This window comes from Psychrobacter raelei (assembly GCF_022631235.3).
GTDB classification, from domain to species: Bacteria; Pseudomonadota; Gammaproteobacteria; order Pseudomonadales; family Moraxellaceae; genus Psychrobacter; species Psychrobacter raelei.
Map to the genome: position 1 here is coordinate 2,546,895 of NZ_CP093310.2, position 12,467 is coordinate 2,559,361.

Sequence of the window (12,467 nt, forward strand, 5' to 3'; positions counted from 1 at the left end):
AGCAAATAAATCAGAATTTGTTATACTGCATTTACTTAAAATAGCTTCTTATATCTAAAGCCAGCCAAACCACTTCTCTTTGTAAAAGTAGACCCCTTATGACTGTAGAACAAAATACTTCAGAGCACACTCAAAAAGCCGAAGACACTCAGCCAAAACGTATCTTAACTGGTGTTACCACAACCGGTATCCCACACTTAGGTAACTATGTGGGCGCTATTCGTCCTGCGATTCAATCTGCGCAAAACAGCCTAAATGAAGAAGATCAGTCTTTTTTCTTTTTGGCCGACTACCATGGCATTATCAAATGCTATGACCCAAAACAAATTCACGAATCAACCAAAGCCATTGCCGCCACTTGGCTTGCGTGTGGTCTTGACCCTGAAAAGGTAGTGTTTTATCGTCAATCTGATGTGCCTGAGATTCCAGAGCTTGCGTGGATTTTAAACTGTTCATGTCCCAAAGGACTGATGAACCGAGCCCATGCTTATAAAGCGGCGGTCGACATTAATAATGAAAAAAGTGACGTGGATCCCGACCAAGGTATCACCATGGGTCTGTTTGGGTATCCTGTATTAATGGCCGCTGACATCTTAATGTTTAATGCCACCCATGTGCCTGTCGGCCGTGACCAAATCCAGCACATTGAAATGGCGCGCGATATCGCCGGTACGTTCAACCACAAGTACAAGTCATTATTTACCCTACCCTCTGCGGTGGTAGATGAAAATGTGGCGCTACTCACCGGTCTTGATGGTCGCAAGATGAGCAAAAGCTACGGCAATACCATTCCTTTATTTGGTGAATATAACCCACAAGTAGACCCCGAAAAGCAGATGCGTAAGGCCATCATGCAAATTGTGACCAATTCACAAGCCCCTGAAGAGCCAAAAAATCCTGATGACTCGGTAATCTTTGAGATCTATAAAGCCTTTGGTAGCACAGAAGAGATTGCAGATTTACGTGCTCAGTTTGAGGCGGGGATTGCTTGGGGCGATGCTAAGCAGATTTTATTTGAAAAAATTAATAGTGAAATCGCCCCTTTCCGCGAGCGTTATTTTGAGCTGATGGCCAACCCTAAAGAGCTAGAGGAAATCTTGCTCATGGGGGCCGAAAAAGCCCGCCGTCACAGCCGCAAACAGTTGGATAAAACACGCCGTGCTATCGGTATTAAGCCGTTAGCTAAGCTTAAATAAGGTTGGCATTTTTTGACAACTGTAAATGATAGCCGCTCAGACACGCAGGCCTATTCTGAGCCAAATTTAGACTCAGGCGCTGGTATTAGAATCTATACCACGCCTGTACAGTCATTGCCAGAAGACTTGTACATACCACCTCAAGCTTTTGCCATTTGGCTTGATCAGTTTGAAGGCCCACTCGACTTTTTATTATATCTGGTCAAAAAGAACAATTTTGACATCACAGACACCGCTATTTTGCCAATTACTGAGCAGTATTTGGCATATATCGATGAGCTTGATGCTGATCATTTTGAGCTGGCTGGTGATTATCTGCTGATGGCTTCGACTTTGATTGCCATTAAGACCGAGCTATTGTTACCGGCGCCTGAGAAGTTAGAAGATGAGCGCGACCCGAAAGCTGAATTAATATCTCGCTTGGAGGACTATGCTCAAATTAAGGAGGCTGCTCGTCGTTTGGACAATCTGATACGTCTAGAGCGTGATGTATTTTTGGCAATGGCTAGCCTGCCAGACCCTGAGGTTATGGCTGCTCAGCTACCCAGCTACCCTGCTGAAATACTGGTGGAGAGCTTATTAAAAATGCAGCTTAAACCTGACTATCAGATGCACAGTATCAAAGTTGATCCTATTCCCTTATCAGATCGTATTGCCAGCATCAGTCGCCAGTTAAGTGAACGTGGTGAAGGCGCCTTTATTGAGCTTCTTGATCAGAGTCAGGGACGTCTTGGGGTGGTGGTCAGCTTCGTGGCTGTGCTTGAGCTAATGAAGCGTCAGATTATTGATGTGATTGAGACAGACAGCGCGTTAACAACTGCGTCTGCGGCCATAAAACCACTCGTCACCCATAACATTGCCAATACCGCACAAGATGCCGTTACAGATGGCGCAGTACCGGCTGAGCATAAGCCGCATACTTATAGCCTATCAAGTTTAAAGCTGCGCTGGGTCGCTTAATTCTTTATTGACTATGATGCCAATCCTCCTCGTCTGTGTGACCCCCCTTTAATTTTTAAAAGCCTTACTGATTATGCCCAATACGCCTTTTAACACGCCCCTTACAGTTACCACAGTTTCAGACCCCCATAAGGACAATGATGTGGCAGCAACAGGTCAATCGGCACAGGCTGACATGAGCGATACAGCGCAAACTGACCTTAACAATTTTCACCGTTATGATCAGCTAAGCCGCCGTATTGAAGTGTTGCTACATGCCTCTGAATCACCTCTGACCGACAGCCAGCTTAGAAAACATCTGTCTTTATCAAAGCCGGAGCTTGAGACTGCTCTGTTAGTCTTACAGCAAAGACTGACCACAGGTGTACTCAGCTTAAGTGAATCTGCCAGCGGCTATCGGCTACAGATTCGCAGTGAATATAGTGCATTAATTCAACACGTCTTCCCGCAGCGATTAGAGAGCTTAAGTCAGGCATTGCTTGAGACTTTAAGCGTGATTGCTTATAAACAGCCGGTGACCCGAGGTGATATTGAGCAGGTGCGAGGTGTCACCGTATCTAGCAATATCTTAAGGCAGCTGTTTGATAAAGGCTGGATTATTGAAAAAGGCTATCGAGAGACTCTAGGGCGCCCTGCCCTTTTGCATACCACGCCACAGTTTTTGGATGCCTTTGGGCTTGAGAGCCTAGAGCAGTTGCCGCCACTTCCTGATTTAAATTTGCAAAGTGACTAGGGCATTCAAGCCAAGCGGTAGGCATCTCATTGATAACTATCTATGATGTAAAAACAGACTATGATGTAAAAATAGACAGGCAGTCATATTTGCATAGCTTATTTTGCATAGCTTATAAGGATATAAAGTGATCAACGATGATACATCAAACGCTTAATCTTGTGACCACAGCAGACCATCAGCAAATTGCTGTTTGGAAAATTACAGATAATGAGGCCATTAAAAACCCCCTAAATCCGTCTGTAGACAATCATAAAAGACAAAATCTATTGTTGCTTCATGGCGCTTTTTCGGACAAAGGGGTCTGCCTCGGTATTGCCAGTTATTTTGCGTCTTTAGGTTATCCCTGTTTTATTATGGAATGGCGTGGTCATGGCAGTAGCAGCCAGCCCAAAACGCCCTATCATTTAGAAGATATCGCTTTTTATGATATCAGGGCCACTCTTGATTACTTAGTTAACGAGCTAAACCTCGATAATTTACACTGTATCACCCACAGTGGTGGTGGTATTTGCCTAACCATGCTTCTGACCCGCCATACTGAGTATGTCGATAAAATATCTAGTATCACTTTATTTGCCTGCCAAGCTTTTGCTGCAGCGACCACCCCAGTCAGCTACGCCAAATTACTGCTAAGTAAAGCTGCCACCCGTCAAATGGGGATTGTAAGAGGCAAACGCCTAAAGCTTGGCACCATGAATGAAAGTTACTATCTACTGTCACAGTGGATGGACTGGAACTTAAACCAAAACTTTAGTAGCTACTCGCCTACCCCGATAAGACATCAGTTAAAACAGGCCTTTAATCAGCGAATGCATCGACTGATTGATAAACGCTCAGGCCAGGGTTTTCAACGTCGTCATACCGCTGTTATCCCGCAGCAACCCTTCGATTACCGTACTGTGATGCCCTATATCACTACGCCCACTTATGCTATTTGTGCAGCAGGTGACTCTGTTGCACCACCACAAGGGTGTTTAAAGTTTTTACAAGCCTTTAACAATGCTAACAATCACTTTCGGGAGTTTGGTATTGCCAGTGGCGATTTAGAGAATTATAACCATACCCGTATATTTTTAAGCCGTAATGCTGCCGCCGAAGTTTGGCCCACAGTACTTAACTGGATTGAAAAGCACAGCCGCTAATGCTTTTTCTTGTGTGGACAATAAAAAATGCAGCTGGTAACCCCTCATAACACTTATAAAGTGGCCAGATTACTCAAGGGTGGTGAGAAAATATCCACAATAGCCACAATATCACGTACAATAGCTGCGTTAATTCTAAAAACTGAATAACCTACATTGTGAAATGTAGTCACCCACCGATTCCAGGATGCATACCATGCCTCAGTCAAATCAAAACCCCGAAACCCAAGCTCCCGATACACTACAAAGCGATGTTACCATTGACCACAATGGCGATTATCAGTTCGCAGCGCCTACCACTTCTGCCAGCACAGCCGGCACCGAAAAGCTACAAAAAGCACTGGCTCGTATGGGCCTAGGCTCACGTCGCCAAATGGAAGAGGTCATTAAAGCAGGCCGTGTTTCTATTAACCAAAAACCTGCCAGCATCGGTGATCGTGTCGAACAAGGCGATGAAATCCGTGTTGATGGCCGCCTAATTAAATACAAATCTGAGCGTGAAAAACGCCGCCGCGTTTTGGCCTATTACAAGCCAGAAGGTGAGATCTGTTCTGCCAATGATCCAGAAGGTCGTACCACGGTATTTGAGCGTCTGCCTAAGCTGACTCATGATCGCTGGATTATGGTGGGTCGTCTAGACATTAACTCTACGGGCTTATTATTATTCACCAACGATGGCGAATTGGCGCACCGTTTAATGCACCCATCAAACGAGATTGTACGTGAATATGCGGTACGTATCTTAGGCGAGCTGACCCCTGAAATGATGCGCAATTTAACCGATGGCGTTATGCTTGAGGATGGCCTTGCTAAGTTTGAAGACATCAAACAAGGCGGCGGTGAAGGCGTAAACAAATGGTATCACGTGAAGCTAAAAGAGGGCCGTAACCGTGAAGTACGCCGTCTGATTGAATCACAAGGCCTAAAAGTGAGCCGTCTACTGCGTACCAGCTATGGCTCAGTGGATCTACCCAAAGAGCTACGTACCGGCCGCTTTATCGAGCTTGATAGAAAAGACATTCACCGTCTGATTGATCTGGTCGGCATACGTCCTCGTGAGGACATGGGTGTGCATGGTAAAGCCAAAGAGAAAAAAGAGCGCTTCCAGAAAAAACCGATGAAAGCCCGTACCATTCGTACCAGCTCTCGCAGCGGTCGTGCCAGCACCTCAACTGGCAAAAATACCAGTGCCACTCGTGGTAGAGATACTGGTAATAGAGGCTCTAAGCGTTAAATACGACTTTATTTATAGCGCATTTATATAAAAAGCCCTTAGTAGATGAACTGAACCCCATAAGTTGGACACAACTTATGGGGTATTTTTGTCAGCTTCGGGTGGTATGCTCCCTATTTAACTGATATCCATATTTAACTGACGTTCATATTTAACTCAAAAGGGGCTTGTAAAGGCATTACTGACGCTGCTGCAAATAGCGCTGCATCACCTGCATGTCCTGCAAGGTATTATGCTGATAACGGGTTAGTAGCGCGTCTAACTTAGCTTCAATCGTTATCAATAGCTCAAACACTAGATTTAACGCACTGCCCTCACCGTGCGACTGAGTAGGTGAGTCAGGTTGTGTTTGTTGTAACACGGTATCATGACGGGCAAGGCGTTGGTAATTGGTCAACAGCTCAGGCAACCGCTCTTTTAGCAGCTTATTAACTAAGAATTCTTCTTCGCTCACAGCGGGTGTTTGCCCCAACTGTGTCAGCTCATCTCGCCACTGCTGTAACAGCTGTGCCTTGGTGTCTATGCGCTGTAATTGCTGCAATACACTGGGTGGTAAGTCTTGCATCCGCTCAGCCGACAAAGACAATTGGCGCATTCTAGGCTGCTGCTGTGAGGGCTCTATATATTTCATTTTGCCTGGTGTAATACCCACTGCACGATGAAAGGCGAGCCAGCCCTTACGGCCCACATAGCCGGCTGCCACTAAGGTAAGTACACCTGCACCGATAACCACACTCATTTTTTTGTCACCTATGGATTATAAAGTTTGAGCTTAGCGACGATAAGTACACATCTCATCTTATTTCTCAAAGCTTTTATTTCTCAAAACGCTGCTGCAAATAGCGATTGGTTGCCAACAGCTTTTGACCATCTTGATGATAAGCGGCATCAAGCAACCCATCAAACTGTGTATCCACTGTATTTAATACTTCCAATAAAGCTTGTCTGCCCGTCATGTTCGAGTTTTTAATCTTAGTGGTATCAGCACGGCTTAAGGCGTCACCGCTTTTTTCAGCAGAGATAACCACGGTTTTGTTGACGTTACTATCTAAGTCGTGCAAGCGTCGATAATCGGCCACCGCTTCAGGAATATGGATATCCATGACGTTTTTTATCATCACATAGGTCTCATTGACCGCATCTTTGTCATCAATAACGCCATCATTGTTAGTATCGCCATATAGCCGCTTTAGCTTTTCACCTTTTTCATTAATGAGCGCCAGCTTTTGTGCGACCTCTTGCGGCATGCTTTTTTCGGGAATGCTGCCCAGTTGCGGCATGGCTTTATACTCAAGCATCTTGGGCTGAGTAAGTTTTTTTACGCCCCGATAGCCCAAGTAAATACCGGCTGCAGGCAGCACGCCATATAAAATGAACATCACAAACATTGCAGTGGCTTGCGTCATAACCTCATCCCTTCGTGTATGTTTATCATTTGACCAATGAGTGCCCTTACCCAAGCTCTATAGGCTCATTTGGTCATATCATCTCGACTGACACCCGACTATAATTGCACCCAAAACTTATAAAACAAGACAGATGGCAAAGCCGCTGCTGTTGATGGGTGTAAATCACTCATATTGTAAGCTATGGCTCTATTTTAATAATTTACCATGAGATAACCAGATGGATTATGTATCAGGCTTTGCGCTCGGCTTATCACTCATCTTCGCCATTGGCTCCCAAAATGCCTTTATCTTAAAGCAAGGTCTAAAAAAGCAGCACGTGTTTGCCGTATGCCTGTTTTGTGCCCTATCAGATGCGCTTCTCATCTCGGCAGGGGTTGCAGGATTTGGCGCCATGACGGCACAACATCCCAATATTGTGAATATTGCGAAGCTTGCTGGGGCTTTATTTTTATTAGTATATGGTCTGCAAAGCTTATATGCAGGCTTTACCAAGTCGCATGCCCTAGACAGTAATGCTGCCGCCGAAAGCAGCTTAAATAGATCGCTTATGCTGTGTTTTGGGTTTACCTGGCTTAATCCACACGTGTATTTAGATACCTTGGTACTGGTCGGTATGGTGTCTACCGGTGCCAATAGTAAGCTGCTATTTGCCACCGGTGCGGTGAGTGCTTCTTTTGTGTTTTTCTTCAGCTTAGGGTATGGCGCGCGCCTACTCGGCCCACTGTTTGCCAAGCCTAAATCTTGGAATATTTTAGATGCTTTAGTGGGCGTATTAATGCTTTATTTATCTTGGCATCTATACAACAGTTAATCTAAATCTGCGCCAAATTAGAGCGATGTTTGAGCAATTGTCCAGTTAGACTAAGCCTGATAAAAAAGCCCCTGCTGATGAACTGACCCCCAAATCTTGGACGGTTTAGTTCAATTAAACAGGGGCTTTTTGGTATAACACCATAAATGAGCAACCAATAGCTAAGCGTAAAGCTTATATCTATCGGCCTTTAGATCAGACCAGGAAAAACAGTCTTAATACCATTGACCAAGATTTCGATGGCCACCGCTGCAAGCAGCATACCCATGATACGGCTAATAATATTAAGACCGGTGTCACCTAAGAACCGGCTTAGCTGACCGGCGGCCATTAAAGCCAAATAACAAAATATAGAAATGAGCAAACCGGCAATAATGATGGCCAACTTCTGCTGCCAACCTGTCACTTGTGCTGAGTAAATAATAACGGTAGAAATCCCGCCTGGTCCCACCATCATCGGAATGGCCAAAGGCACAACGGCAGCGGCGGTACTGCCTATGCTCTCAAAGCTGTCATCAACTTCCACGTTTTCTTGATTGGGCTTTACCGGATTACCCTCGCCATTCATCATGTTAATGGCAATCAAAAATACCAATACCCCACCAGCAATCTGGAACGAGCCCACTGAGATGCCCAGCACTTTAAGTAAGGTCTCACCAGCGACGGTAAAAAAAGCAATGGTAATAAACACCGTCAAACTACTGATACGCGCAAAGCGGCGCTTATCAGTCATGCTATAGCCACGAGTCGAATCTAAAAATAGCGTTAAGGCACTAAAGGGGTTAATTAGTACCACAAATGCCAAAATTATTTTGACAATTTCGGTGTCCATACGGGCGCCTCAGTTTGCAAAAAAGGAGCGATTTTAGCACATGCCAAGCCGTGCAAATACCTTATATTATAGAGCAATAATGGCTTTGTGTATTAGCTGTGTATCATATTATTACAAGGCATCGACAAGAATACTGACTTTCTTCACGTTGATAGCAAGCAGTATTTTTACCCTATTTTGCTATAAATCAAATCTATACAATGACTTACACAAGATTTGGCGTATCTGTAGAGGATTAAGCAGTAAAATCCATACCGATATCTAAGGCTGTGGTACTGTGGGTCAAATAGCCCATGGCTATAAAGTCAACACCCGTTTGGGCAACTGCGACGACACTATCTGGGGTAATCCCCCCCGATGCCTCGGTCTTAATACGTCCGCTGGGATGATTTTTGCACAAGGCCACTGCTTTACGTAACGTCTCTGGAGCCATATTATCTAATAATACCAGCTCAGCGCCTGCCTCTATTGCTTGTTGCAGCTGCTCTAGGGTATCAACCTCAATCTCAATGGGAATAAGATGACCGGCCAATTGCTGGGCTTGTTGTAAGGCCTTGGCAATGTTACCGGCAATAGCAATATGATTGTCTTTGATTAAGATGGCGTCATCGAGGCCCAGACGGTGATTGCGCCCGCCGCCACAGCGTACCGCGTATTTTTGAACAGTGCGCAGACCTGGGATGGTCTTACGGGTACACGTAATTTGAGCCGGATAGTCAGCCACCAAATCTACCACCTTACGTGTGGCTGTCGCAATGCCACTAAGATGCGTCATAAAATTCAGTGCGGTGCGCTCCGCGGTCAACAAATTGCGAGCATTACCACTAATGGTCGCCAGCACCTCACCCTTACTCACCGCTGCACCATCTTGAGTATGCGCTTTAAATTCGATATCTGGATCTACTTGCGCAAAAGCCAATCTGGCCAAATCAAGCCCACACACCACGCCATCATCGCGCACAGTTAAGGTCAAAGTTGCTTGCTTATCTGCCGGAATGGTCGCCTGCGAGGTCACATCACCACGGCGGCCCAAATCCTCTAGTAGTGCGGCCTGAATTAAGGGTAGCAGTAACACATCATTCAATGGTGGCTCTACTACAGTGGCGGGCTCATGGGCGGCAGATATTGACATAAAGCGTCCTTATTTAAAAAGCGATAGAAAATGGGTGGTTTTACGGCGACCGGTGATAAAGTTGATTCAATGACAGCTGATTTTAGGCGCTAAATAAAGCTAAAAAACGACATAAAACCTAGGCTAATAATGCTCATTATGAGCATAAATATAGCGGAGAAATTTGACATTAGCAATCACTAATTAAGATCGGATGGCACTTTTGGGCAGTTTACTGTCCATCAGCAAGCTTTGTAATTCAACATCGAAGCGAAAACGATACAGCTTAGCAGGACGCCCGCGACCGGTTTGACTACTGTTACCTGTCGGCTCTAGTAGGTTCTGGCTCTCAAGCAGACGTCTAAAGTTTTGTTTGTGTAGAGCCACACCAGATAACGCTTCAACGCTTTGTTGTAATTGCAATAAGGTAAACTCCTCTGGCATCAAGCCAAAGATGAGCGGGCGATATTCAATCTTAGCACGCAGGCGAGATATGGCCGTGGCTATCACGCGGCGATGGTCATAATACATCGGCTCTCCTGTGGCTTGTTGCCAGTCATCAGGCAGTTTTGCGGCATTATAATATGGCGACTCAGGCAATAATCCAGCTTCATACAGCATCTCGTAACGCAGCAGGGCATGCTCAGCAATCCACTTACTAAACATCTCTTTGACACTGCTACTGTGGCTGCTATCACTGGCGATTACTGCTTCAAACTCTGAGTCATCTAGCTCCCAATCACCGCCCCAACACAGATAAATGCGTTGCAAGCGCTTGATGCGCTCATCATTTGTATCGGCCAAATCTGCCCACTGCTTCAGCTTCTGGGTAATCAGCTGAGTGTGTTTTTGTACCTTTTTATCCAAATGATTTTCCCAAGGAAAATAGTCATACCAGTCTCGCCACTTAGCGCCACTTTGTGAGCGAGCTTCTAAGTGAGGAGGTTCAGAATTTGGGCTTTGTGCCGCCACCTCTTGCACCAGACCCATATAGCTTACATACACCAGAGCATGCCCCTGTTTATTGCGGCGATTGGTATCAACAAAAGTATAAAGCTGCTCAATATAGCCTAGAGGTTGGCGGGTTTGCTCCTCCACCCATTGACGCACGCCGGCCTGTAGTGATCGGTGCAAAGGCATCAATGGACCATTAGGAAGCAGCTTACCGCCATCTACCGTAAGTACACGGGCACTGTTATTGGTAATAGCAATCAACACCGCAACCACCTCTGTGGTTCCACTGCCTTGGCTATGCGCGTGAGAAAAAGACAAACTCATAAAAATATCAATACTTATTAAAAGGGTGAATGAACATATCAAAAAATCGTAGTGCAGACACAAAAACATCTTAGAGCAGCAAACATACGCTCTATTTTTCCAGTTTTAGTCTTGGTAACAGCTATTTGTAGTTGTCTGGACAAATGGTGCAATGATTCGCTATGTAGTCACTTTAGTATAGCCGTTAATGGTGATAATTACACGGCTTGACATTATGTATCAAGCTGTTGAGCACCTGTATTTTGTTGGTTTTATGCACTAAGGCGGCGCTTAAAATCATCCTGCCGGACAACCAAGTTATCCCCTCGTTTTGAGACTAACAGAGCATTTTTATTTCTCAAAATCAACAGCATGCGGCTTATCTAAAGGGACATTTAAGCCCAGTGACTTAAATAATGACTAAAAAGGCTTTAAAAGCAATTATAAAAAAATTCTTGTATTTATACTCAAAATGAGCATAATTATAGCCATCGCTTTATTATTTGCTTATCAAGTTTTGGCTCTCAAGTTTTGATTAATTAAGTGCCGCCTTTAGAGCACACAACGACAGGGATTTTTTATGACTACCTCACAAGCCAGCTCGTACACGCCCGCTGAGAAGACTGAGATTTTTGCTTATGACGCGCCAACTTTGGCCCAAAGCAACCAGTCTTCTGCCATTCAAAGCATTGATATCGACTATGCCAAAGCTAAGATACCCGCTGAGCTGTCTCGTACTGAGCGCCTGCAACTGGTAGAAAACATTAAGCGCCTGCTAAAACAGCACAATGCGGTACTGGTGGCGCATTATTATGTCGACCCCTACATTCAGGACTTAGCCTTAGAGACTGGCGGCTGTGTGGGAGACTCCTTAGAGATGGCGCGTTTTGGTAAAGAACATGAGGCGCAAACCTTGGTGGTGGCCGGCGTAAGGTTTATGGGGGAGTCTGCCAAAATTCTGAGTATGGAAAAAACCGTACTTATGGCAGATCTTGAAGCTGAGTGTTCGCTGGATTTGGGCTGCCCTATAGACGAGTTTAGTGCATTTTGTGATCAGCATCCCGACCGCACTGTGGTGGTCTATGCCAACACCAGCGCAGAAGTCAAAGCACGTGCAGATTGGGTAGTGACCTCATCTGTGGGTCTTGAGATTGTGACTCATCTGCATGAGCAGGGTCAAAAAATAATCTGGGGACCAGACCGTCATTTGGGTAAATACATTCAAAAACAGACCGGTGCTGACATGCTGCTGTGGCAAGGCTCGTGTATTGTACATAACGAATTTAAAGCACGTGAACTTGAGCAATTAAAAGCACAATACCCTGAGGCTGTGGTGCTGGTTCATCCGGAGTCTCCTGATAGCGTGGTGGCTTTGGCCGATGTGGTGGGCTCAACCAGCAAGCTATTAAACGCCACCAAAGAGATGGATAGCCAAACCTTTATCGTGGGCACTGACCTTGGCATCTTACATGAGATGCAAAAGCACTCACCAGATAAGCTGTTTTTGGCAGCCCCTACTGCTGGTGAAAGCGCAACTTGTAAGAGCTGTGCGTTTTGCCCTTGGATGGCCATGAATGGTCTAAAAGGTATCGAAAACTGTCTACAGACTGGCAGTGGCGAGATTAAATTAGCGCCCGAATTGGCACAGGCGGCTTTAAAGCCACTACAGCGTATGTTGGATTTCGCCGCTGAGCAAAAACGTCGTGTGGCCACCAGTGGCGATATTATTGAAGACCGTGCGTTATTTGCAAACGTTGGCCCAGCTTAAGTTTTCGCTAT

At 45.3% G+C, this 12,467-nt stretch carries 12 protein-coding genes; 7 read left to right on the forward strand and 5 right to left on the reverse strand.

Annotated features, from left to right (window positions below; translation table 11 throughout):
* Positions 1-98: 98 nt before the first annotated feature.
* From trpS to rluB, 5 genes are all read left to right on the forward strand, one after another.
* Positions 99-1,196 carry a tryptophan--tRNA ligase gene (trpS, locus tag MN210_RS10650; RefSeq protein WP_110816952.1) on the forward strand — a complete coding sequence of 366 codons (1,098 nt, stop codon included), beginning with the start codon at positions 99-101 and terminating at the stop codon, positions 1,194-1,196.
* Positions 1,197-1,280: 84 nt separating this feature from the next.
* The gene (locus MN210_RS10655; RefSeq protein WP_241879742.1) at positions 1,281-2,156 is read left to right on the forward strand and encodes a segregation and condensation protein A; all 876 of its coding nucleotides are present in this window, start codon (positions 1,281-1,283) and stop codon (positions 2,154-2,156) included.
* 175 nt (positions 2,157-2,331) lie between these two features.
* A complete protein-coding gene (scpB, locus tag MN210_RS10660) occupies positions 2,332-2,889 on the forward strand; it encodes an SMC-Scp complex subunit ScpB (protein ID WP_041773796.1) in 558 nt (185 codons plus the stop codon).
* A 137-nt stretch (positions 2,890-3,026) separates the two neighbouring features.
* Positions 3,027-4,034, forward strand: a complete 1,008-nt coding sequence (locus MN210_RS10665) for an alpha/beta fold hydrolase (protein WP_338412194.1) — start codon at positions 3,027-3,029, stop codon at positions 4,032-4,034.
* A 196-nt stretch (positions 4,035-4,230) separates the two neighbouring features.
* On the forward strand, positions 4,231-5,268 hold the full coding sequence (gene rluB, locus MN210_RS10670) for a 23S rRNA pseudouridine(2605) synthase RluB (protein WP_011961171.1): 1,038 nt from the start codon (positions 4,231-4,233) through the stop codon (positions 5,266-5,268).
* A gap of 178 nt (positions 5,269-5,446) precedes the next feature.
* Here rluB and MN210_RS10675 read toward each other — a convergent pair whose 3' ends face one another.
* Together MN210_RS10675 and MN210_RS10680 are read right to left on the reverse strand one after the other, a co-directional pair.
* The gene (locus tag MN210_RS10675; RefSeq protein WP_241878538.1) at positions 5,447-6,007 is read right to left on the reverse strand and encodes a hypothetical protein; all 561 of its coding nucleotides are present in this window, start codon (positions 6,005-6,007) and stop codon (positions 5,447-5,449) included.
* 76 nt (positions 6,008-6,083) lie between these two features.
* Entirely contained in the window at positions 6,084-6,674 is a 591-nt protein-coding gene (locus MN210_RS10680; protein WP_011961173.1) for a hypothetical protein, read from the reverse strand.
* Between the two features lie 220 nt (positions 6,675-6,894).
* Between MN210_RS10680 and MN210_RS10685 the strand changes: the two genes are divergently transcribed.
* Entirely contained in the window at positions 6,895-7,488 is a 594-nt protein-coding gene (locus MN210_RS10685) for a LysE/ArgO family amino acid transporter (protein WP_110816958.1), read from the forward strand.
* A 190-nt stretch (positions 7,489-7,678) separates the two neighbouring features.
* Here MN210_RS10685 and MN210_RS10690 read toward each other — a convergent pair whose 3' ends face one another.
* From MN210_RS10690 to MN210_RS10700, 3 genes are all read right to left on the reverse strand, one after another.
* Positions 7,679-8,320, reverse strand: coding sequence for a MarC family protein (locus tag MN210_RS10690; protein ID WP_011961175.1), 642 nt, complete (start codon positions 8,318-8,320; stop codon positions 7,679-7,681).
* Between the two features lie 235 nt (positions 8,321-8,555).
* Complete coding sequence (gene nadC, locus MN210_RS10695) at positions 8,556-9,452, reverse strand: carboxylating nicotinate-nucleotide diphosphorylase (protein ID WP_011961176.1); 897 nt, start codon at positions 9,450-9,452, stop codon at positions 8,556-8,558.
* Between the two features lie 183 nt (positions 9,453-9,635).
* A complete protein-coding gene (locus MN210_RS10700; protein ID WP_155587444.1) occupies positions 9,636-10,709 on the reverse strand; it encodes an NUDIX hydrolase in 1,074 nt (357 codons plus the stop codon).
* A 559-nt stretch (positions 10,710-11,268) separates the two neighbouring features.
* Between MN210_RS10700 and nadA the strand changes: the two genes are divergently transcribed.
* Positions 11,269-12,456: a quinolinate synthase NadA gene (gene nadA / locus MN210_RS10705; protein ID WP_338412195.1), complete on the forward strand. Its 1,188-nt coding sequence runs from the start codon at positions 11,269-11,271 to the stop codon at positions 12,454-12,456.
* The last annotated feature ends 11 nt before the right edge of the window (positions 12,457-12,467 follow it).

Coding starts and splice junctions, on each gene's coding strand:
- trpS (WP_110816952.1), top strand. CDS start 99: ATGACTGTAGAACAAAATACTTCAGAGCACACTCAAAAAGCCGAAGAC.
- scpB (WP_041773796.1), top strand. CDS start 2,332: ATGAGCGATACAGCGCAAACTGACCTTAACAATTTTCACCGTTATGAT.
- MN210_RS10665 (WP_338412194.1), top strand. CDS start 3,027: ATGATACATCAAACGCTTAATCTTGTGACCACAGCAGACCATCAGCAA.
- rluB (WP_011961171.1), top strand. CDS start 4,231: ATGCCTCAGTCAAATCAAAACCCCGAAACCCAAGCTCCCGATACACTA.
- MN210_RS10675 (WP_241878538.1), bottom strand. CDS start 6,007: ATGAGTGTGGTTATCGGTGCAGGTGTACTTACCTTAGTGGCAGCCGGC.
- MN210_RS10680 (WP_011961173.1), bottom strand. CDS start 6,674: ATGACGCAAGCCACTGCAATGTTTGTGATGTTCATTTTATATGGCGTG.
- MN210_RS10685 (WP_110816958.1), top strand. CDS start 6,895: ATGGATTATGTATCAGGCTTTGCGCTCGGCTTATCACTCATCTTCGCC.
- MN210_RS10690 (WP_011961175.1), bottom strand. CDS start 8,320: ATGGACACCGAAATTGTCAAAATAATTTTGGCATTTGTGGTACTAATT.
- nadC (WP_011961176.1), bottom strand. CDS start 9,452: ATGTCAATATCTGCCGCCCATGAGCCCGCCACTGTAGTAGAGCCACCA.
- MN210_RS10700 (WP_155587444.1), bottom strand. CDS start 10,709: ATGAGTTTGTCTTTTTCTCACGCGCATAGCCAAGGCAGTGGAACCACA.
- nadA (WP_338412195.1), top strand. CDS start 11,269: ATGACTACCTCACAAGCCAGCTCGTACACGCCCGCTGAGAAGACTGAG.